Raw genomic sequence first — 19,206 nt, 5'->3', positions numbered from 1 at the left:
ACACCACCTCCCCCCGAAATCCCGGAGCTGTCCATGACCCGCACCCACCTCTCCCTCCTGATCGCCGCAAGTCTGGCCGGCGCGATGCTCGCCGGTTGCTCCAAGCCGCAACCGGCCGCAAGCGACACGCCCGCTCCGGTCGCCGCGGCCCCGACCACGGCGCCCCAGGCCGCGGCCCCCCAAGCCGCGAACCCCGACGTGCTGCGCTTCAAGATCGGCGCGCTGGACGCGGCCGCGCTGAAAGACGGCGACATCGATGCCCCCAACGACGGCAAGACCTTCGCCATCGGCCAGCCGGCCGAGGCGGTGAACGCGCTGCTGAGCGCGGCCGGGCAGCCGACCGACGTGCTGCACCTGAGCATCCAGCCGCTGCTGGTCCGCAGCGGCGATCGCGTCCTGCTGTTCGACACCGGTGCGGCCGACGCCTCGTTCGCGCGCGCCGGGCGCCTGCCGGCGTCGTTGCGTGCCGCCGGGGTCGAGCCCTCGCAGGTCACGGACATCTTCCTCTCGCACCAGCACCCGGACCACACCGGCGGCTTGCTTACCAAAGAGGGCAAGCTGGCCTTTCCCAATGCTTCCATCCACCTCTCGGCGCCGGAATGGGAATCGCTGAAGAAGGACCGCGATTCAGCCAAGCTGGTGGCCGCGATGACGCCCAAGGTCGCGACCTTTCAGCCTGGCGCCGCGATCGTTCCCGGCGTGGTCACCGCGGTGGCCGTGGACGGGCATACGCCGGGCCACAGCGCGTATGAAATCGCATCGGGCGACCAGCGCCTGCTCTACATCGGCGACACCGCGCACCATTTCGTGATCTCGGTGCAGCGTCCGGAGTGGACCGTGCAGTACGACATGAACGCGCCGCTGGCCCAGGCCAGCCGCCGTGCGCTGCTGCAACGCGCCGCCGACGGCAATCTGCGCCTGTACGCGGTGCATTTCCCGTTCCCGGGCCTTGGCCACGTCAAGGCGCAGGGCGAAGGCTTCGTCTGGGTGCCCGAGAACTGATCGGGCGGTAGCGGTCCTGGCCTGTCCTCCGCGCATCCGACGTTGGCCCCGGATGTCGAGCCAACGGAGGGCAGGTCATGATCGTCTCGGTGTTCAATCTGAGCCACGGCGCCATCAGCGACATCCGCATGCAGGAAGTGATCCGGGCGATCAACGTCCAGATCGCGCGCGACTTCGAGCCCTACTGGGGCTTCGGTGCGACGCTCCGCCTGGAAGGGCACACGGCCCACAGGGGCAAGCGGCGTTTCAAGTTCGATCCGATGGACATGCGCGGCGACGGCGTGCTGTACGTGCTGGACAGGTTCGACGAGGAGCTGGCCGGCGCGCACGAAACCGACTTCCGCGGCGTCCCGGCAGGCGTGGTGTACCTGGACTTGAGCAAGGGCCTGCAGGAGGACTGGAGCGTCAGCCTCTCGCATGAAGCGCTGGAAATGATCGCCGACCCGCAGATCAATCTGGTCGTGCAGGGGCCGCATCCGGCCGGGCTCGACCGCGACGTGTTCCATTGGTTCGAGATGTGCGACGCCGTGCAGGCGCAGTCCTACCCGATCGACGGCATTGGCGTTGCGGATTTCGTGCTGCCCTTGTACTTCACGCCCACGCCGGAGCCGGGTTCGCGCAACAATTTCATGGGCGCCGTGACGGTGGGGAAGAAGGCCTTCAGCCTGCCATCGTTCGGCGTCGCGCACGGCGGCTACGTCGGCTATTTCGATCCGAAGAAGGCCGACAACCTGACCTTCGAGCATGAAGGCGATGCCTTGGCCGCAAAACGCCGGGCGCTGAAGCAAGGCCGTACCGGCCGGCGCGCGCAGCGCATGATCAAGACCGCCAAACTCGCGACGATACCGAAGGCGTGAGCGCGCAAGCCTGGCGGCGCGAGCTAGGGCTCCGGCGCATCAGGCCGAAGGCGGCTCCTTCTGGCGCTCCTGCCACAGCGGCGACTTGAAACAGTGGTGCAGGTGATGATCCGCGCCGACGGCAATGCCGGCGCCGATCCGGATGGAGATGGTGCCGTTGCCGTCGACGCCCCAGACGCTGCCGTCCGGGCTGGTGCCGGCATGCTACATCGGCGCCTGGAGGCGTGGGTTGGTAGGGCATGTTGACGAGCTGGTAGACCTCGCCGGCGGTGCTGAGTCCGAAGACGGTGTTGGCGTTGGCGACCGCGATATACGTCAGCGCCTGCTGAGTACGCAGCGGCACAGCGCTGTTCTGCCGCACTGCACCACGCAGGCAGCACCGGTGCTGAAGCAGAGGCGGGTTTGCTGCGTCGCCGCAATAGCGAGCGCAGACTCTGCGCCCTGCGGCCTGGATTTATAAGCCCACGGACGCCTGCTCCAGGCCGATGGCGCCGCCGTACATCGCGCTGCGCGCTCGCGGGAAGCGCTGGTCTGTGCAGGAGGATAAATGGGAGCAGGGGGCAGAACACACCCCGTCCCTATCAATATCTTAGCGCATGGGGGGCTTGCGGCAAGCCCCGGGCCGTGTCGCTAAATCGCCAGCCGAAAGCCCGACCCCGTGGGCTTTGGAGCGACGAAATGAGCATGCTGTCAGCGAAAGAAGAATGGTGTGTGCTTGCCGGGCCGGTCCCAGGCCCCACTGTGCGGATGCTCGATGCGCAGGCATGCGCCGCATCGGCGGCGACCGCAACCGCACCGGCCGGGGTGTGGGCATGAGCGGCCATGCGGTGGTGATCGCCGGCGCCGGTCCGACCGGCCTGATGCTGGCGGGCGAGTTGGCCCTGGCGGGCGTGAATGTCGCGGTCGTCGAGCGGCGCGCCAGCCCGGAACTCGCCGGCGCGCGCGCAGGCGGTCTGCACGCGCGCACGATCGAGGTGCTCGATCAGCGCGGCATCGCCGAGCGGTTCCTCTCGCAGGGGCAGCTGGCCCAGGTCGCGGGATTCGCCGGCACCCGCTTGGACATCAGCGACTTCCCCACCCGGCATCCTTACGGGCTGGGGCTGTGGCAGAACCACATCGAACGCATTCTCGCCGGCTGGGTCGACGAGCAAGCGGTGACGTTCTATCGCGGCTGCGATGTGATCGGATTCGCGCAGGACGATACCGGCGTCGATGTCGCGCTGTCCGACGGTCGGTCGCTGCGCGCGGAGTATCTGGTCGGCTGCGACGGAGGACGCAGCCTGGTCCGCAAGGCGGCCGGCATCGAGTTTCCCGGATGGGACGCGACCACGAGCAGCCTGATCGCCGAGGTCGAGATGACCGAGATGCCGAGCTTGGGCATCCACCGCAATGCCCTCGGCGTGCACTCCTTCGGCCGATTGGAGTACGAAATCCGCGACGGCGAGATCATCTACAAGGACACGGGGCCGATCCGGGTCATGGTGACCGAAGCGCAGGTCGGACCCGCGAGCGAACCCAGCCTGAGCGATCTCAGTCAGGCCTTGATCGCGGCACATGGAACCGATTATGGCGTGCACAGCCCGACCTGGATCTCCCGATTCACCGATACGACGCGGCAGGCCGCGGCCTACCGCGAGCGACGGGTGCTGTTGGCCGGCGACGCCGCACACGTGCACAGCCCGGTGGGCGGACAGGGCCTCAACACCGGTGTGCAGGATGCGGTGAACCTGGGATGGAAGCTGGCCCAAGTGGTACATCGCGTGTCGCCGGACAGTCTGCTGGACAGCTACCACGCCGAGCGCCATCCGATCGCGGCGCGCGTGCTGCGCAACACGATGGCCCAGGTCGCGCTGCACCGTACCGACGAGCGCAGCAAGGCCATGAGCGAGGCCATGTCCGAGCTGTTGCGCATGGATGAGCCGCGCAAACGGTACGCGGCGATGATGTCCGGGCTGGGCATCCATTACGACTTCGGCCAGGGACATCCCTTGCTCGGACGCCGGATGCCCGATCTCGACCTGGTCACCGCCGACGGCCCGCTGCGGGTATACGCCCTGCTGCACCGTGCGCGGCCGCTACTGCTCAATCTAGGCCTGCCCGGCAGCCTGGATATCGCGCCTTGGGCCGAACGGGTCCAATCGATCGACGCTGTCTACGAAGGCGAGTGGGAGCTTCCGGCACTCGGCACGGTCGCCGCGCCCACTGCCGTGTTGATTCGGCCCGACGGATACGTGGCCTGGGTGGGCGAGGGCACGGACCTGGGACTGACGGTGGCGCTGACCACCTGGTTCGGGTTGCCCGCCGTGGCGTAGCGCACCGATCTCCAGGACCGTTGCGCGTGATCCTGCGGGGAAACTCGCCCCAAGCCTGCGGCCGGATCGGTCGCAGGCTCGGGGTTCAGGAGTCAGCGCCCTTGACCGCGCGATCGAGCGCGGCGATGTCGATCTTCTTCATCGTCATCATGGCCTTGAATGCGCGCTGCGCCGTTTCGCCGCCGCGTGCCATGAGTTCGATCAGACGCTTGGGGGTGATCTGCCAGGACAATCCGAAACGGTCCTTGCACCAGCCGCACATGCTCTCCTCGCCGCCGTTGTCCGTAATGGCCTGCCAGTAGCGATCGGTCTCCACCTGATCGTTCGTCGCCACCTGGAAGCTCACCGCTTCGTTGAACTTGAACTGGGCGCCCCCGTTCAGCAGCAGGAACGGCATTTCGAATATGGTCATCTCGACGGTCAGGACATCGTCTTCCATGCCGTCGGGATAGTCGCCTGGCGCGCGCATGACCGTGCCGATGCGGCTTCCTGGAAATGTGTCGGCATAGAAGCGCGATGCCTCTTCGGCATTTCCGTCGAACCAAAGACATGGCTGCAGTTTGGCGATCATGGTGGGCCTCTTGAATCCAGTCCGGAGGATGAGGTTACTGCGGCGCGGTCGAGTCGGCGTGAAGCTCGGCCATGCCTGTCGCGTGGCCGACGCCCGCAGCCGGCTGAGCGTGGACACTTTGCAGTAGCATGCGACGGCCCTAAGCCAGCGTAGGAGTCCTGCCTTGTCGTTCTGCGATCCCCAAGCGGTCTCTCGCTACGCACTAGGTCCGGTCAGGCAGGTGCCCGGCTTTCATGCCATGCAACAGATGGCCGCGTTGCTGCTGGCCGAGACCGTTCCGCAGGAGGGTCGCGTGCTCGTCCTCGGCGCCGGAGGCGGTCTGGAATTGAAGGTCTTCGCCGAAGCGCAGGCAGGGTGGCGCTTCGTGGGCGTGGACCCGTCGGCCGAGATGCTGAAGCTGGCCGGCGACACCCTGGGGCCGCTCGCTGCGCGTGTCGAACTGCAGGAAGGCTACATCGACACCGCGCCGCAGGGTCCCTTCGACGGCGCCACCTGCCTGCTGACCTTGCACTTTCTTCCTGAGCAAGAACGCCTGCATACCCTAAGCGAACTCAGGCGACGCTTGAAGCCGGGGGCGCCGCTGATCGTGGCCCACCACAGCGTCCCCCAGGCCGAAGATCAGAAGTTGCGCTGGTTGAATCGCTACGCCGCATTCGCCGTGGCGTCGGGCGTCCCCGGATTCGATGCGAGCAATGCGGTCGCCGCGATCAGCAGCCGGCTGCCGTTGCTCTCGCCCGAACATGACGTGGCCCTGATGCAGCAAGCGGGATTCGACAACGTCGAACTGTTCTACGCCGGGTTTACGTTCAAGGGTTGGGTCGCCTACAACCCGTCCTAGCGGCGGCGCCTACAGGGCGTGCCTTCTGCGCAGCGGGCACTCGCAATCGTCAGGCGTGCCCGGCACGGCGAAGCTATAGAATCGGCAAGCGTTGCGGCTACTTGGGGATAGGGATGAAACGGAATCGGCTGGGCATGGCCCTGTTATGCGCACTGCTGTCGGCCGGTTGCTCGTCGGCGCAGGGCGGCTTCGCAGCTACGGCGCCGTTGCGCCACGTCGCGCTGAAGTTCGATGAAGGCCAGTGGTCCGCGGAGTTCAAAGGCCCGGGCCTGGCGGACTCGAAGCAGTTGATGATCCTGCATCGCGATAACGGCCTGGCCATCGGCGTCACCGAGTTCGAAAGCTTCAAGCCGTTGCGCATGCAGTCGGTGGTGGCCCGTCAGCTGAGCGAGGGGCTGCGCACCCAGTTCGGCAGCGTCGCACCCGCGGGCCCGGACTCGCCCTTGCACGCCCTGGCGCTACCCGCCGAGTGGACCTGCGACCATCATGTCGTCGCCCGGCTCCCCGGCGCCGAAACGCGCGGTTACACCAGTTGCGTTCATTCGGAGATGGCCTGGTTCGCCAACGTGGTGGTCATCACGCCGGTGGATGCCAGCGAGGCCGAGATCGCGGCGGCCAATGCGGTGCTGTCGACGCTTCGAGCGGACTGAAGGCGCTGGCGCAGCTTCGCTGGACATTGCGGTGCGGTCCGGCCCGCAGCGGCGCATCCGACACCTGCTGGCGGCCGCGGCGCGTGCGGGCGTCGCCCACTATCTGGCGCTGTCGGTCGTCGGCACGCCGCGCCTGCAGGGCAGCGCCTACTTCCGCGCCAAGCAGGTGCAGGAACGCTTGGTCGCGCAGGCGCGGGTGCCGCACACCCTGGTGCGGGCCACCCAGTTCTTTGAGTTCATGGCCAATATCATTCCCCCGGGCAGCGGCAAGGATCTGGTGCATCTGTCGCCGGCGCGCGTGCAGCCGGTCGTCGCCGACGTGCTCGCCGACATCGCGATCCGGCCGCCATCGGGCGGTACGGTCGAAGTGGCCGGCCCCGAACCCTTCCGCTTGAGCGAACTGGTGCAGTGGGTGATGTACAGCTACCAGGACGACCGGCCGGTGATCGCGGATGCCGCCGCCCGCTACTACGGCGCGGTGCTGGACGACGCCATGCTGACGCCCGGCGACGCCGCCGTGCTCGGCGACACCAGCTTCAGGGATTGGCTCGACGGTTATGTGTCCGGCGCGATCCATCTTCCGCAGGTTCACCATCCCCATCCGCTGGCCGAGCCAGCCCGATGATGTCCCGGTAAGCGTTGGGCATCGCCAGTTTGATGAGCAAGCCGGGATCCGGATCTTGGAATCGACCCCGTCTTCAGGGTCGACGGCCGTTCCGGTAGAAATGGCGATCAAGCCAGCGGACCTAAGCAAAACTCCTTCAACTAGTGCTGCATTCGTGGCCCGGTCTGCGACTGGCCTTCCATTGCTTGATTCTTCTGTGCGGTTTCCGGCGTCGACTGCCGGTCGAGCACCTGCGTCTCCCGCAAGGTCGCGGCCTGCTCAAGGCGCTCCGACGTGGGCAGCGAAAGCGCTTGCGATATCGGCATGTGCGCGTAGTTGGCGGCCGGGTCGGGCGATGCGTTACGCCCCTGTCGATACACGAACAGCAGTTCACCCGCCGCGTTCTGCTCGGTCGGCCGGTTCAGTGCGAGCTTCACGTCGTCGCCAGGGCCGAACCTGCTTGCCACGGCCAGAGACAGCGCGCTTGCGCTCAAGCGTTCGCTGCGGTCGTCCCAGGGCTTGCCGATGCTTTGCTCGAGGCCGCGAACGCCGTCGCGAATTTTCTCCAACAGCGCATGGTCCGGGTGGCCGGGGTCGTTGGCGCTGGGAACAGAGCGCGGCTCGGCGACCGGCGCGCTCTTGTCCGTCTGCAGCCGGCTGGTGTCGATGAAATCGGGCGGCATGGTCATCTTGACGCCGATCTCCTGGACATTGATCCGAATCTCGGGAAAGGGCCGGCCAGGGTGGGCGGCCTGTGCGACGGCCTCCTGGCGGTAGATTTCCCCGAATGCCCAATCGATGTTCCGCGCCGGATAGCCGGGGTTGCTGTCGTAGAACGCCTTCGCCATCGCCTCCAGGCTTTTGTCTGCGTCCAGTTGCAGGTCGGATTTGATGTGCAGGCCGGGTTGGAGGGTGTAGCTCGGAGGGGTCTGATCGCCTTCGTCGATGTAGTTGGACGCGCCACCGTCAGATAGATACAAGTTTCTCAACGTTGCCTGCGGATCGACGCGCTTGACGTAGGACGCCATGGTATTGAACCCGGCGATCTCGGCGCGCGCTTCACGCTCGCGCGATCCTTCATTGAAGGCTTTCAATGGGGCGGTGTAGTCGTGAGGCGATGGATTGTTGGCGATTGCAGCGACTCGTTCGCGGAACTGCTGGCCTAAATTCAGCACATGGTCGCGGGAGAGCGCATGATCAATTTCGTGGCCAGAGGTGAAGCGAACGAAGTTGGCGTTTTCCACCCTGTCCGCGGCCGACTGATTCGGGCCAGCAGCATTCAGCATCGCTGTCGAGAGGCTCAAGGTGCCGTCGATGTGGTTGTAGCTTCCGTTGAATCGCGGATCGGCTTCAGCTCCAAGCTTAAGTAGGTGGCCACTTTCGACCGCAAGTAGAAACTGCGTCTTAAGCTCGGGCGTGTTATCGAGGATATCCGAAAAAATCTTCCCAGGATGCGTTAATTCGGTCCGAGTCCGACGCTCGAAATCCGCCAGCATGGAGTCGAGCTTGTTCTGTGCGGTGAGTTGTTCTTCTTGAGCCTTAGACATTCCTCATTGCTCGTTTTGACCCAACGCGCCAGTGACGACTCTGAACACACAGAGCTGTTCGTCGTAACGCTTAGTCTTGCCGCGAAGATGAATTCTTACGCCGACCTTCCCGTTCATGAAGTAGCGATACTCCACGCCGTTCCGGGGAGGGAGTTGCGACAGCTTGAATCCGGCCGCAGTGAGGGCATGCTGGTAGCTATCCAATCCCACGCAGACCGGTGTCATGTCGGCGTCCTTGTCGCCGGAAACGCCCATATCAAAATGCACGCGACTGGGGTGGGAGCCGGGGAGGGCATTTACCGATGTCAGCGAGTACCGCCAAGCCCCAGTCAGCGCACCGACCGCATAGAAACCGTTGGGGTCTTCGGGGTCGACCTTGAACTTGATCCCGGTATGCTTCTCGATATTCTGTGCGGATAGATCCCGGGCATCGCGCACGCTCAGAATCCAGGCCAGCACCCGCTCGTTGAGCTGTTGTGCGTCGAGCATGTCGTTGGCGGTGGCGGGTATCGACTCCGTCATGGCGGGCTTCTCCTGAACCGCTGCAGGGCCCGCGGCCGTAGTGGCGCAAGCGCCGACGCAGAGTAGGCAGGTCAGTGCGGTCAGTCGGATCGCCGGTAGAGCATTCGGAAATCCGTTGCGCATCAGCATGGTGACGTTCCTTCCTTGAAGCGGCTTGCCGCAAAGAGTACCGACCTTCGAGCGCCGGCGCACCGCGCCTCTGACGGAAGAGCGTCATCAAGCATGGAGAATCAATACGCAATGTGCGCAGTGGTCGGCGACGGACACACCCGTTACGCTAGAAGGCGCGGCACATACTGCGAGGCCCCTCGGCCAGCACCCACGCTGAGCGGACCGAGAAGCATCGTGTCGAACCTTCTGAGCGGGAAACGAATGCCGAACGAAGACCGAACCCGCACCATCCCCAGGGGAACCCCGGAATCGGCGGCCATGTCGGCCAACGTCAAACGGGCGATGGCGATCACCGCCACCCTCAATCGTTTGACCTACAACGATGCAGATGAGGTCCGGGCCTTGTTCAGCGACCTGATCGGCAAGCCGGTCGACGCCAGTTTTCTGCTGATACCGCCGTTCTACACCGCCAACGGGCTCGACATCCGTGTCGGGCGTAATGTCTTCGTCAACCAGAACTGCACCTTCTACGATCTGGGCGGGCTCGACATCGGCGACGACGTGATGATCGGGCCGAACGTGAGCCTCATCACCACCGGCCACCCCGTCGAGCCGTCGCAGCGGCGTGCCTTCGTCGTCGCAAAGCCCATCGTGATCGAGTGCAACGTCTGGATCGCCGCCGGCGCCACGATCATCGGCGGCGTGACGGTCGGCGAGAACTCGGTCGTCGCGGCCGGAGCGGTGGTGACCAAAGATGTCCCGCCGAACGTGCTGGTCGCTGGAAACCCGGCGAGGCTCATACGGGCGATCGGCGACTGAGCGCGGGCGACGCGGATTCGGGTAGCGGGGGGCGATGATCCTTCCGTAGGTGCAATGGCTTTCTCGCGGAGGGATTGCTCACGGAAGGCGGGTGTCAGCGCCTTCGTGAGGTATCCGCCATGGATCGATGCCCGCCCTCGGCCAGAAGCGAACACCAGCATGCGCTAGCAGGGCATCGACCAAAGGCATGCCCTTACTTCGTCGCCGCGTCCGGCCTCTATGAGCGACGCCGGGGTTTTTCCGCCTAGGGCCGGGACGGATCGGCGCGTCCAGGCGATCGCGTCGCCGCGGCAATGGAAGTAGACGGCCCACGCGATGTCTTCGTTCCCGCCGCAGACTTTCAGCAGCGCCTCCTGGAACTCGCAACCAACAAAATCCTGCCGGCATATCGCCGAAAATTCGTCCCAGGCCGGATCCATCGATAGTTTCCCCGCTTGTGTCTCCATCTTACTCGACGGGGCAACGGCGCTCTTCCTGTATCGATTGGCGGCTAAGCGGCGGCGGCCGGAAAATGGACAGCGCTTCGAGCAACTTGCCGAACAACGCCTCGTCTTGAACATGGTTCTGCAGCGCCGAAATCTCCTGCGGCCTGCTTCCCAACACATGGAAGGAATAGTTCATCAGGATGAGACGGGAGACGAAGCGGCTTTCCGCCGTCTGATCCGCGCCGACGGCGCTGATCAGCGCCTCCATCACCTGTTTCCGATCCCCGGTTAGCGCCTGCATGAAGACATCCGGATAGATGAGCCCGTGGCGCCGATCGCCAAGGGGGAGTCGGTAAGTGGTGCCGTCGGGGGTGGCCAGCAGCTTCACGATACCGGTCTGGTAGGTCTTCAGCGTGCCGAGCAAATCGTCTTCGCCCACGATGATCTGCTGCAGCGCTTCGTAAACCCGTTCGATCACCTCCAGGAACGGCACCGGCCCCAGCGAATCGGTGGCCATCTGCACTTGATTCCCCTCGATGCTGAAGCGCCGATAGGCTTCGTCGTCGATGCTCAGCTCGAAAAGCAAGAACCTGAGCATGTGATTCCTGATTGCTTCGTCCGTATCGAGCGGGCCGTTCTTCAGGCTGGTCAACTGCACCAGGTAGTAGAAGATGAAGTAGTCCTTGCGGGGCCGTTGACGGTTGTCGATCTCAAGCAGATAACCAAAGCGCGACAGGACCAAGAGCAGGGCATAGCAGTCCGATTCCGTGAACCCCTTGGTCGCCATGACGTTTTCGAAGGCGCTCACGGGAAACAGGTCGCCCCAACGGCTCACGCAGAGGCTTGCGCCGTCGCGCTTTCGAGCGACGAGGGATAGCAGCGAAGGCTCGTCCTCTTCATAGAACACGGCGCCTGGCGCCATCGAGCGCGGGCGAATGCCCAAGAAATGCTCAAGCTTGTAAGAAAGAAGATCGAATACATCCATGTGGTTGGGGATGTCCTGGGTCGGGAGCAGTGCATTTCGGCCACTCGACCAAAGCGCGCTTTGCCGGCGGAGGAGAAAGCGGTTCGCCCGGTTGTGGAGCCGTCCGGAGCGCCTGCCCATGTTGGGGCATCCCTTGCCTCCAGGGCCGATCTTGGCCCGTGCGGACTCCTCGGCCGCCAACCGTGCCGCCCGGGCGGGCTCCAACCGTGGACGATCCGGTTCCAACCGGCTGACCAAGCTGGGCCCAGGTGGCCCCAGCCGCCGCGGCTAGCCCAATAGAGGGGTGACTTCCGGCCCATGGCTTAAGCGTGCTTGGTGTTGTACTTTACCAACACACCAAATCACGCAACCCACGGACTTCCGCCATGAACGCCATGACCTCCCTGTTTTCCACCCACCTTCCGCGACCGCAGAACCGCGGCACCGCCGCCCCCCTGGTGGCCCGCCCGGTCAAGCGGGAGCGGGATTTCGGCATCGGTTACGGCTCCAGCAGCGGCTACGCCACCGCCGCGCCTTACGCCCCCGACCGCACCACCCCCCGCTTCCGCTTCGGCTGAGCCCGCCGCATACGACGACTGCCGCGCTGGCCCAGACGGTCGCGCACCTATCAGGGGAAGGGAATGATCAAGGAATTTGCGGCACAGGCCACGCTGCTGGTGGCAGCCATGTTGGGCACGACGGTCGCGCAGGCCGGTGCCGCCGAAGTGCACCGCCCGGGCTACACCTTGCAGGCCGAGCAACAGGGGGATGGCGCCACGGCGGTCGTCTTCGAATCCGGCTTCGGCCAGGGCGCGGGCGTGTGGAAGGACGTGATCGCCGACCTGGGCGCGCAGTGCCGCTGCGTCGCCTACGCGCGCGCCGGGCTGGGCCAGTCGGGCACCGACGGCAAGCCCAAGACGATCGACGCACACCTGCAAGACCTGGGCGCGGTGATCGATTCGCTCGCGCCGGGCCGCAAGGTGGTGCTGGTGGGCCATTCCTACGGCGGCCTGCTGGTCACCGAATTCGCACGCAAGTATCCGCAGCGCGTGCAGGCATTGGTGCTGGTGGACCCGGCCACGATGCAGCAACGGCACGCCTTCATGGCGGCGGACCACGACCGCGTAACCGCCGACGACAAGGCGCTGCTGGCCATGCTGCCGCCGCCCCTGCGCGCCGACTACGCGCTGCTGATCGCCCAGCTGGACAGCGCCGACGCCGCCGCCCCGCGCGCCATGCCCGACGTGCCGGTGGCCTTGCTGACCTCCACCCAGGTCGCGGACCAACCGTTCGTGTTCGAGGAAACCGCGCAGGGCAAAGCGTTGTGGAAAGCGCAGCACGCCGCCCTGTTCGCAAGCTTCAGCCAGGGCACGCACCGCTACTTCGCCACCGGGCACAACATCCATCGCGAAAACCCGAAGGCCGTCGCCGACGCGATCCGCGCGGTCTCGGCCGGAGCGGACACGGCAAGCCCGGGGCGGTAACGGCCGGTTACAGCTAAGCCGGCGTGTAAACGTATTTTGCGGATTAGGTCGGCGCGAGCTGCGAACGATTGCGAGGCGGCATCCGACTGCGAGCGAGGGGTGGGTGTATAAGCCTTAGTTCCAGCCGAAGCAGCAACGCAGCGCGGCCTGACTCAGCGCCGGGGAGCGGATGAGATTCTTAACGGGTATTGCGGTCGCGTCCTTGGCCTGCCTGTGTTGCATCGCGATGTTCGCGGCGCGGCCGACGGCGTTGAAACAACTGCTGGCCATGGGCGCCTTCCTCGCGGCCGGAGTCCTGTTCCTGGCCTGCGTGGCGTGGGTGTTGGCGCGCGGGAAGGGCCAGCGCCTCAAGGGCGGCATCGCCGCACTGGCGGTGCTGGCGGCGATCCCGGTCGGCGTCGAAGTCGGACATGCGGTGCGCGATTGGCAGTTCCAGCGCGACTTGCCGCGCTACCGGGCCGCGGCCACCTGGGCCTCGGCCTTGGCGGTGCCGGGCGACACCGTGGTGGTGCTGTCGCCGCCTGCGGCCTACGCGGACCTCGCCTACGCGGTGCACATCCGCCAGGACCAGACCTGCGGCGTGTGGGTGGACTTCTTCTGGGGCGGCGGCTTTCCGGTCAAGCACACGGTCCGCCGTTACGCTGCGGACCCTTCGTCCATGGAGCGCAAGCCATGCAGGGAGGGTTGGCGGCGGAGCCGGTGGCGCGCGCAAGGATGGTACGAGCTCGCGGATTAAGTCGCCGCGGTCCGCCGGCTGGCGCAAGAGGGCATCGTCGGGCCGCTGATTCGCCAAGCAGCCTCTAGCCCGGCCAGACCCTCACTTCTAGTCGTCGATGCCCCGAGGCAACGCCAAGCCCGACGAGCCGGCAACCACCTTGCGCAGGCTCGACACGGCGGCCGACGACAGCGAGCGTTCGGCCAACATCGCCGGGACCTTTCCGCCGAAGTCGGTCAGCGACACATAGGTCAGGCGCGTCCCGGTGGCCGTGGGCGTCATGACCCACTCGCCGCGCGAGCGCAGCGCGATACAGTCGGGCGTCGGTTTCTGGCCGACATAGTCCAGGGACGCGAACCTCACCCGGATCTCGCCGTTGCCGGGCGCGTGTCGCTCGAAGCGCATGGAGTAGCAGCGCTCGCTGGTGACCGGCGTGCTGAGCACGTCCGACCAGACGGTCACGTCCCGCCCGCGCTGGACGAAAGTGCGGCGGATGTTCTTGTTCTTCTCGTCGAGGTACTTCCCGAACAGATAGTCCGCGATCGCCTCCGGCGACGCCTTCAACCAGGCGCTGAGGCGCAGCTCATCGAAGCGGGCGCCCGGGATGCGCCGGGTCTCCATCCGGATACCGTCCTTCTCCCTGGCGATTTGCCACTGCTGGGCCTGCGCGCTGCCGGCCATGAACGCTGCGGCCGGCAGGAGCAGCAGCCACGCCAGGCGCCGGACCACTCCACGCGGAGCGCCCGCCGCCCGGCGCGCGATTCGAATACGGAACGAAACCATGACCGTCTCCCGGCGCTTGCGCGGTTCCGGCGATTCGATGCCAGCGCCGTGACAGGGGCAAGACAACCGCGGCTCCGGGCCTGCCGCCGCACGCCTTTGCACAAGGCATTCACAAGGCCTCGGCCTACAGTCGGCGCGCCTGGGTAGGGGCCTGGGCGGTCTCACGGCAAGGCCGTTGCAACCGTCGTTCAATCCGCTGGGCGCCAATCCCGGTGCCTTTGCGCTGCCAGGAGAGACCGTCATGGATCGATCAAGGATAGGTATGGTTGCGTTGCTATGTGGGCTGGTGGTGTCGTGCGGCGTCTCGGGCTCGGCCCAGGCAGAGGGCACGGGGGTGCGGGCGCCGGCCGCCAAGCTCTACCGCTTTCCCGGAGCCGACAGCAACGACGATGCCCTGCCGTCGGTGGTGTATTACGTCAGCGGCGATCACCGCCCGGATTCCAAGCTGCCCGCGGGGCCCGGCAACCAGCCCAGCCCAGGGCGCGACCTGGGCGTGATGCGCTTCGACACCGGCACCAAGAAATGGACGCGCGTGCGCTACGGCAGCCCGGCGGGCACCAACGAAGCCGACCTCATCTTCGGCATGAAGCTGTACGCGCCGGCCGACGGCGAAGTGGTGACCTGCTGGCGCAACGCCCCGGAAAACCCCAAACCCGGCGGCGTGCTGCCCGAACGCGACGGCTGCGGCGACGACGACAAGGACGGCAACGTCTGCGACGACTTCAAGACCTGCAGCTGCACCATCCCGCGCTCGGGCAACCACCTCAACATCAAGACCGCCGACGGCTCGGTGATGCTGATCGCGCACCTCAAGTCCGGCTCGATCCCGCCCGAGCTGTGCCCCAAGACCGGCACCTACGTGAAGGACGCCAACGCCGGCCCCGTCCACGACGGCGCCTACTACGACGACATCTATATCCCGGCGGGTTCACGGCCGAAGGTCTACCGCGGGCAGTACCTCGGTCGCTCCGGCAACACCGGCGCGTCCAGCGGGCCGCACACCCACGTGCACCTGAAGCCCTGCGACACCTGCGACTCGATCCCGTTCCAGTTCGAGAACGCGCGCCGACAGGAAGTCTCGATGGACCCGCAGGCCAGCGCCGACCCGGCCAAGTGGGTCCAACTGAAGGGCGCCTTGTTGCCGGAGCAGGACCCGGGCCAGAAGCGCGAGATCATCAAGCCCGACCTTGCGCCGCCGCAGAAGTAGGGCGGTAGGGGCCTATCCCCGTGCTGCCAGAGAGGCCCGCCCATCGGCGGGCCTCTCGCTTTCAAGCCGCGTGTGGAAAAATGGCCTGAAGTCCCATGACCTGATCGCGCTCATGCCGAAGATCTTTGTGGTGGAAGACCAGAGCCACGCCGAACCCATCGGCGAGTTCTCTACGATCGGGGCTGCCTGGGATGAGCTTCGACGTCTTTCCGCTATCCCGTGGGATGCGGCTCCAAATGCAGCCCCCTGCGGAAGCTGGGAGTCCTGCGGCCGCGATTACGAAATCGTCGAGTACGACACCACCGACGGGGCATTGGCCCTGGTTCAACGCTATTCCGGGCTGGAGGTCAGCGCCAAGGGCGTTACCTGGGGCGAGGACGCACCGGACCACGGCGCCTGATAGCCCTTACGGCCAAAGAGCGGTAGCGAACGCGACGTTGCCGCCACAGCAGCTACCTTGTGGGAGAAGAGCATGAGCAACGACAGCCCCGCCTTCTGCGCCCTCTATCGTTGGCGCCTGCACCCCGGCTCCGAGCAGACGTTCGTCGATGCCTGGTCGCGGGTGACCCATTTGCTGCGGACCGAACGGGGCTCGCTCGGGTCGCGCTTGCACCGGGGGCCGGATGACATCTGGTACAGCTACACGCAGTGGCCGTCGGCGGCGGCGAAGGCCGAAGGGCTCGCGCGTCCGTCCGTGGATGCGGAGGCGTGGGAGCGGATGCGCTCGTGCATCGCCGAAAGTCTGCCCGAAGTGATCCTTGAGCCGGTAGCGGACTTTCTTGCCCCGCTTCCGCGTGGGTGATGCCTAACGGCGTGCAGACATCCTGCTTGGAAAATGCCTCAACAAAGATGGGGCGGAGTGCACTTTCGCGGAGCGTCCTGGAAAAAGCACTCTCCCCCCGTTTCCGCCGCGACAGATTCCCTGGCGCAGGTGACGCGCGCGGAGCGTGATACCGTTGAATGAAACTTCAAACGTGGGGGGCTTATGACGAAAATCCATTCCGATCTTGCATCACGGCTTTGCAGTGGGGTGGCCGTTGCGGCAATGGTGGCGTGCGTAGCCATGCCTGCCCATGCGAAAAAGAAGCAAACGGACGCAGCCCACAATGCCGCACTGACCGACCAGCTTTTTCTGGATGCTCTTCAGAACGGCATGAGCATGGTCGTCACCGCAACGATCAATCTCGATCATAAGTATCCCAACAAGGACGCGATGATCGACAACAGCGCCCTATACACATCCAGCAGAACCGGGACATACGTAACCGATCGCACCTCCACATCGGTCTGGAAAGGGCAGCAGCCCGGAAGCTTTTTTACCGTTGGAAACGACTCGGATTTCAAGAACGGAGAGCTCGACCGCTCTTTCTTCAGTTTCGTGTCGGGTGGCACACGGTACATGGTGTACATCGTTGCCCCGGGAACCTACACGCTGACCGGCGCCAGCTATACGTTGCCCCGGACGCGCGCGCCCAAAACAGGCGCGAGCCGCGGCACAGGCGGGGCCTCCAAAATCGGCCAGGTCTCTTTCAGGGAAACCACGTTCTCCGAATATGAGAAGGGCCAGGAATGGCGCAATGCCGCCTATGTCACCGACGCGGTGAAATCCAACTACTGCACGATGGTGATAGCCGGAAGCGACCAGTGCGTTCAATGGGGCACGTACACCGATAACGTGACCAGCCAGAGCCGCGCCGCCGGATACTATGAAACGACAAAAAAGGTGGACGTGAGCGGCGTTGAAGTCCAAGCGACGCTGGCGACGCCTTTCGCATCGTTCACGGCAAAGCCCGGGGAAGTTTTGCTGATCGACGGCTTGTTTGCCGAGAATCCTGCTGCCAGCTTCACCGAGAAGAGTTGCGAACGCATCAAAAGCGATCAGGTGAATTGTGCGTTGACCGGTTACGACCTCATCCGCATTCAGGCCATTCCGGGGGACATGGAGAAGGCCAATGCCGCAGCGCGCGGTTTTCCGAAACTCAGCCAACTCTTGACCAAGATCCAGTACCGCGAGCTGACGATGGCGGCAAAGGCCGACCCAAAAAAGCGGGATGGTAGGCAGGTGTATTTTGTTGAACTGGGGAAATGAGGCCGGCCGGTTGTTAGCGGCACGATCTCGTTTCCCGGTTTGTCGCCGCGGCCGCTTTTGGCGTTCGCGGCGATCTAGGTTTGCGGGAGGGCCTCGCTCACCCTGATGGCGGTATGCGTCCTTGAACGCCCAGGTCCCGATCGCCGAAGAAGGGTTGGCGTGCACTTTTGCCGAGCGTCCTCGAAAAAGTGCACTCTCCAGCGCGCAATCGAACAGGAAACACTCAGCATCGCCGCTAGTGGGGGCTTGGCGGCGCTGGACATGCAAACGGGCGAGATCGTCGGCGCCTGAACGCCACACCGCCGGCCGCGCCGCGGCCGGCCTATCAGGGGAAACGCAAGAATGTGGAAGTGGCTGTGCGCAATTGCGCTACTGGCTGCGTCGGCCAATGCCGCCGCGCAAACCGAAAACTACAAGCACGTCGGCTCGCGCTCGCCGGCCGGGCAGCTCGACAAGGACTACTACGCCTTCTCCTACATCGCGCCCAGCAGCACCTACGGCGATATCGAGTGGGAGGAATACCGCGACAAGAAGGAAAAGCGCAACACGGTCATGGTGATCGGCCTGAGCGGTTACGACACCTACGCGCTGAGCGTGCTCTACAAGGGCAAGTCCGAGGCCGGCCAGTCCGTTCTGGACGCAGCCAAGCAGCGCTACCCCAGCGCCAACTTCGCCGTCACCGACCTCAACCCCGGTTGCGCGACCACGCCCGTGGACAAGCCCTTCGCCCTGGACGGCCGCATGCTCACCTTCCTGGCCGTATGCGTCGACGAGCGCTCGCGCGCTGTGTACGAGCTGGGCATCTCCTGGAGATCGCTGATCCTGGCGATGAAATCCCTGGACCGCGTGGCTGAAGAATCGGAAGCCTGCGCCGAGCAGAAGCGCAACGACCCGCAAGCGCGCTGCCCCGATTACCTGGGCGCCTATTCCGCCGCCTACCGCAAGGCCCTGGGTAGCTTCGCGATGAAGGGCAAGTAGGACGCGGCGAGCGCAGCGAACCGCCTCGCGCCGCGGCGCACCTGCTAGCCCCCAACCGCTTCTGAGCCCCTCTCCCGCGTGCGGCGCCCGAAGGGTGTGCAAGGCTGAGAGGGGTTGGGGTGAGGGCAAGCAAGCAAACAACCTCGCACCACAACCGAGCCCCGACTCGCGCCCACCGAACAGAGCGCCACGCCCGATCGCTCCAGCGCCCATCCCACGCCGCCCCACGTACCAAGCAAAATCGCACCACCCTTGCGGAGATAACAGCATGAACAACCCGCCCCCGTTCTGCGCCCTCTACCGCTAGCGCCTGCATCCGGGCACCGAACAGACCTTCATCGAAGCCTGGTCGCGGCTGACCCAACTGTTACGTGCCGAACGGGGCTCGCTCGGATCGCGCTCGCACCGAGGGCCGGACGACGTTTGGTACAGCTATATGCTGTAGCCACCGGCGGCGGCGAAGGCCGAAGGGCTCGCGCGTCCGTCCGCGGATGCTGAGGTGTGGGGCGGATGCGCTCGTGCATCGCTGAGAGTTTGCCTGACCTGATCCTTGAGCCGGTTGCCGACCTTCTTGCTCCGCTTCGGAAGGTTGATGCCTGAGGAAAGTGACGCTGACCCCATTCCCTGGATGGCGGTATGCGCCCTTTAGCGCCCACGTCCGGATCGCCAAAGAAGGCTCAGAGCGCACTTTCGCGGCCCCATGTTTCAGTGGGTCACTTTCAACTGCT

22 protein-coding genes are annotated in these 19,206 nt (G+C 65.3%); 15 read left to right on the top strand and 7 right to left on the bottom strand.

Annotated features, from left to right (window positions below; all coding sequences use genetic code 11):
* Window positions 1-33: 33 nt before the first annotated feature.
* The 3 genes from ASD78_RS08180 (at window position 34) to ASD78_RS08165 (ending at window position 4,171) form a co-directional block, all read left to right on the top strand.
* Entirely contained in the window at window positions 34-1,002 is a 969-nt protein-coding gene (locus ASD78_RS08180) for an MBL fold metallo-hydrolase (RefSeq protein ID WP_056100121.1), read from the top strand.
* 77 nt (window positions 1,003-1,079) lie between these two features.
* Complete coding sequence (locus ASD78_RS08175; protein ID WP_056100119.1) at window positions 1,080-1,859, top strand: hypothetical protein; 780 nt, start codon at window positions 1,080-1,082, stop codon at window positions 1,857-1,859.
* Between the two features lie 764 nt (window positions 1,860-2,623).
* A complete protein-coding gene (locus ASD78_RS08165) occupies window positions 2,624-4,171 on the top strand; it encodes an FAD-dependent monooxygenase (RefSeq protein WP_200944141.1) in 1,548 nt (515 codons plus the stop codon).
* 85 nt (window positions 4,172-4,256) lie between these two features.
* On the opposite strand, the gene ASD78_RS08160 is transcribed toward ASD78_RS08165, so the two are convergent.
* Window positions 4,257-4,742, bottom strand: coding sequence for a VOC family protein (locus ASD78_RS08160; protein ID WP_200944140.1), 486 nt, complete (start codon window positions 4,740-4,742; stop codon window positions 4,257-4,259).
* 247 nt (window positions 4,743-4,989) lie between these two features.
* Between ASD78_RS08160 and ASD78_RS08155 the strand changes: the two genes are divergently transcribed.
* The 3 genes from ASD78_RS08155 to ASD78_RS08145 all read left to right on the top strand — a co-directional run bounded on the left by ASD78_RS08155 (window position 4,990) and on the right by ASD78_RS08145 (window position 6,855).
* Window positions 4,990-5,580, top strand: coding sequence for a class I SAM-dependent methyltransferase (locus ASD78_RS08155; protein WP_200944153.1), 591 nt, complete (start codon window positions 4,990-4,992; stop codon window positions 5,578-5,580).
* 134 nt (window positions 5,581-5,714) lie between these two features.
* A complete protein-coding gene (locus ASD78_RS08150) occupies window positions 5,715-6,230 on the top strand; it encodes a hypothetical protein (protein ID WP_056100109.1) in 516 nt (171 codons plus the stop codon).
* Window positions 6,231-6,261: 31 nt separating this feature from the next.
* Complete coding sequence (locus ASD78_RS08145; protein WP_056100106.1) at window positions 6,262-6,855, top strand: SDR family oxidoreductase; 594 nt, start codon at window positions 6,262-6,264, stop codon at window positions 6,853-6,855.
* A 140-nt stretch (window positions 6,856-6,995) separates the two neighbouring features.
* On the opposite strand, the gene ASD78_RS08140 is transcribed toward ASD78_RS08145, so the two are convergent.
* Both ASD78_RS08140 and ASD78_RS08135 read right to left on the bottom strand, forming a co-directional pair.
* Window positions 6,996-8,381, bottom strand: coding sequence for an XVIPCD domain-containing protein (locus ASD78_RS08140; RefSeq protein ID WP_056100102.1), 1,386 nt, complete (start codon window positions 8,379-8,381; stop codon window positions 6,996-6,998).
* A gap of 3 nt (window positions 8,382-8,384) precedes the next feature.
* Window positions 8,385-9,032, bottom strand: a complete 648-nt coding sequence (locus tag ASD78_RS08135; RefSeq protein WP_156087665.1) for a hypothetical protein — start codon at window positions 9,030-9,032, stop codon at window positions 8,385-8,387.
* A gap of 216 nt (window positions 9,033-9,248) precedes the next feature.
* Here ASD78_RS08135 and ASD78_RS08130 point away from each other — a divergent pair, with 216 nt between their 5' ends.
* Window positions 9,249-9,833 (top strand): sugar O-acetyltransferase, encoded by a 585-nt coding sequence (locus ASD78_RS08130; protein ID WP_235566469.1) that lies wholly within the window; start codon window positions 9,249-9,251, stop codon window positions 9,831-9,833.
* 164 nt (window positions 9,834-9,997) lie between these two features.
* Here the strand turns inward: ASD78_RS08130 and ASD78_RS08125 are convergent, their stop codons facing one another.
* The gene (locus ASD78_RS08125; protein ID WP_156087664.1) at window positions 9,998-10,252 is read right to left on the bottom strand and encodes an antitoxin Xre/MbcA/ParS toxin-binding domain-containing protein; all 255 of its coding nucleotides are present in this window, start codon (window positions 10,250-10,252) and stop codon (window positions 9,998-10,000) included.
* 28 nt (window positions 10,253-10,280) lie between these two features.
* Window positions 10,281-11,243 (bottom strand): hypothetical protein, encoded by a 963-nt coding sequence (locus tag ASD78_RS08120; RefSeq protein ID WP_056100090.1) that lies wholly within the window; start codon window positions 11,241-11,243, stop codon window positions 10,281-10,283.
* Window positions 11,244-11,608: 365 nt separating this feature from the next.
* Here ASD78_RS08120 and ASD78_RS08115 point away from each other — a divergent pair, with 365 nt between their 5' ends.
* Entirely contained in the window at window positions 11,609-11,800 is a 192-nt protein-coding gene (locus ASD78_RS08115) for a hypothetical protein (RefSeq protein WP_056100087.1), read from the top strand.
* A gap of 108 nt (window positions 11,801-11,908) precedes the next feature.
* Window positions 11,909-12,706, top strand: coding sequence for an alpha/beta hydrolase (locus ASD78_RS08110; RefSeq protein WP_056100903.1), 798 nt, complete (start codon window positions 11,909-11,911; stop codon window positions 12,704-12,706).
* Between the two features lie 114 nt (window positions 12,707-12,820).
* Here the strand turns inward: ASD78_RS08110 and ASD78_RS20645 are convergent, their stop codons facing one another.
* Window positions 12,821-12,976, bottom strand: a complete 156-nt coding sequence (locus ASD78_RS20645) for a hypothetical protein (RefSeq protein ID WP_156087662.1) — start codon at window positions 12,974-12,976, stop codon at window positions 12,821-12,823.
* Here ASD78_RS20645 and ASD78_RS08105 point away from each other — a divergent pair.
* A complete protein-coding gene (locus ASD78_RS08105; protein ID WP_156087661.1) occupies window positions 12,975-13,442 on the top strand; it encodes a hypothetical protein in 468 nt (155 codons plus the stop codon). The genes ASD78_RS20645 and ASD78_RS08105 overlap by 2 nt on opposite strands.
* 87 nt (window positions 13,443-13,529) lie before the next feature.
* On the opposite strand, the gene ASD78_RS08100 is transcribed toward ASD78_RS08105, so the two are convergent.
* A complete protein-coding gene (locus ASD78_RS08100) occupies window positions 13,530-14,204 on the bottom strand; it encodes a hypothetical protein (RefSeq protein WP_156087660.1) in 675 nt (224 codons plus the stop codon).
* Window positions 14,205-14,466: 262 nt separating this feature from the next.
* Between ASD78_RS08100 and ASD78_RS08095 the strand changes: the two genes are divergently transcribed.
* From ASD78_RS08095 to ASD78_RS08075, 5 genes are all read left to right on the top strand, one after another.
* The gene (locus ASD78_RS08095; protein ID WP_156087659.1) at window positions 14,467-15,411 is read left to right on the top strand and encodes a M23 family metallopeptidase; all 945 of its coding nucleotides are present in this window, start codon (window positions 14,467-14,469) and stop codon (window positions 15,409-15,411) included.
* A gap of 70 nt (window positions 15,412-15,481) precedes the next feature.
* Window positions 15,482-15,811 (top strand): hypothetical protein, encoded by a 330-nt coding sequence (locus tag ASD78_RS08090; protein WP_056100076.1) that lies wholly within the window; start codon window positions 15,482-15,484, stop codon window positions 15,809-15,811.
* A gap of 72 nt (window positions 15,812-15,883) precedes the next feature.
* Window positions 15,884-16,213, top strand: a complete 330-nt coding sequence (locus ASD78_RS08085) for an antibiotic biosynthesis monooxygenase family protein (protein WP_082575538.1) — start codon at window positions 15,884-15,886, stop codon at window positions 16,211-16,213.
* A 183-nt stretch (window positions 16,214-16,396) separates the two neighbouring features.
* Window positions 16,397-17,500, top strand: a complete 1,104-nt coding sequence (locus ASD78_RS08080; RefSeq protein WP_156087658.1) for a hypothetical protein — start codon at window positions 16,397-16,399, stop codon at window positions 17,498-17,500.
* Window positions 17,501-17,842: 342 nt separating this feature from the next.
* Window positions 17,843-18,478 (top strand): hypothetical protein, encoded by a 636-nt coding sequence (locus ASD78_RS08075; RefSeq protein WP_056100068.1) that lies wholly within the window; start codon window positions 17,843-17,845, stop codon window positions 18,476-18,478.
* Window positions 18,479-19,206: the final 728 nt, after the last annotated feature.

Source organism: Lysobacter sp. Root667 (genome assembly GCF_001427715.1).
Taxonomy (GTDB): Bacteria; Pseudomonadota; Gammaproteobacteria; order Xanthomonadales; family Xanthomonadaceae; genus Lysobacter.
Note: the sequence above shows the minus strand (reverse complement) of the source record. Positions and strands in the feature narration are given on the sequence as shown.

What these genes read in the sequence shown, in the direction of transcription:
- ASD78_RS08125 (WP_156087664.1), bottom strand. Translation starts at nt 10,252, where the DNA reads ATGGATCCGGCCTGGGACGAATTTTCGGCGATATGCCGGCAGGATTTT.
- ASD78_RS08095 (WP_156087659.1), top strand. Translation starts at nt 14,467, where the DNA reads ATGGTTGCGTTGCTATGTGGGCTGGTGGTGTCGTGCGGCGTCTCGGGC.
- ASD78_RS08135 (WP_156087665.1), bottom strand. Translation starts at nt 9,032, where the DNA reads ATGCTGATGCGCAACGGATTTCCGAATGCTCTACCGGCGATCCGACTG.
- ASD78_RS08155 (WP_200944153.1), top strand. Translation starts at nt 4,990, where the DNA reads ATGGCCGCGTTGCTGCTGGCCGAGACCGTTCCGCAGGAGGGTCGCGTG.
- ASD78_RS08120 (WP_056100090.1), bottom strand. Translation starts at nt 11,243, where the DNA reads ATGGATGTATTCGATCTTCTTTCTTACAAGCTTGAGCATTTCTTGGGC.
- ASD78_RS08110 (WP_056100903.1), top strand. Translation starts at nt 11,909, where the DNA reads ATGTTGGGCACGACGGTCGCGCAGGCCGGTGCCGCCGAAGTGCACCGC.
- ASD78_RS20645 (WP_156087662.1), bottom strand. Translation starts at nt 12,976, where the DNA reads ATGGCCAGCAGTTGTTTCAACGCCGTCGGCCGCGCCGCGAACATCGCG.
- ASD78_RS08075 (WP_056100068.1), top strand. Translation starts at nt 17,843, where the DNA reads ATGTGGAAGTGGCTGTGCGCAATTGCGCTACTGGCTGCGTCGGCCAAT.
- ASD78_RS08100 (WP_156087660.1), bottom strand. Translation starts at nt 14,204, where the DNA reads ATGGTTTCGTTCCGTATTCGAATCGCGCGCCGGGCGGCGGGCGCTCCG.
- ASD78_RS08160 (WP_200944140.1), bottom strand. Translation starts at nt 4,742, where the DNA reads ATGATCGCCAAACTGCAGCCATGTCTTTGGTTCGACGGAAATGCCGAA.
- ASD78_RS08150 (WP_056100109.1), top strand. Translation starts at nt 5,715, where the DNA reads ATGGCCCTGTTATGCGCACTGCTGTCGGCCGGTTGCTCGTCGGCGCAG.
- ASD78_RS08175 (WP_056100119.1), top strand. Translation starts at nt 1,080, where the DNA reads ATGATCGTCTCGGTGTTCAATCTGAGCCACGGCGCCATCAGCGACATC.
- ASD78_RS08140 (WP_056100102.1), bottom strand. Translation starts at nt 8,381, where the DNA reads ATGTCTAAGGCTCAAGAAGAACAACTCACCGCACAGAACAAGCTCGAC.
- ASD78_RS08165 (WP_200944141.1), top strand. Translation starts at nt 2,624, where the DNA reads ATGCGCCGCATCGGCGGCGACCGCAACCGCACCGGCCGGGGTGTGGGC.
- ASD78_RS08080 (WP_156087658.1), top strand. Translation starts at nt 16,397, where the DNA reads ATGACGAAAATCCATTCCGATCTTGCATCACGGCTTTGCAGTGGGGTG.
- ASD78_RS08085 (WP_082575538.1), top strand. Translation starts at nt 15,884, where the DNA reads ATGAGCAACGACAGCCCCGCCTTCTGCGCCCTCTATCGTTGGCGCCTG.
- ASD78_RS08105 (WP_156087661.1), top strand. Translation starts at nt 12,975, where the DNA reads ATGGGCGCCTTCCTCGCGGCCGGAGTCCTGTTCCTGGCCTGCGTGGCG.
- ASD78_RS08115 (WP_056100087.1), top strand. Translation starts at nt 11,609, where the DNA reads ATGAACGCCATGACCTCCCTGTTTTCCACCCACCTTCCGCGACCGCAG.
- ASD78_RS08180 (WP_056100121.1), top strand. Translation starts at nt 34, where the DNA reads ATGACCCGCACCCACCTCTCCCTCCTGATCGCCGCAAGTCTGGCCGGC.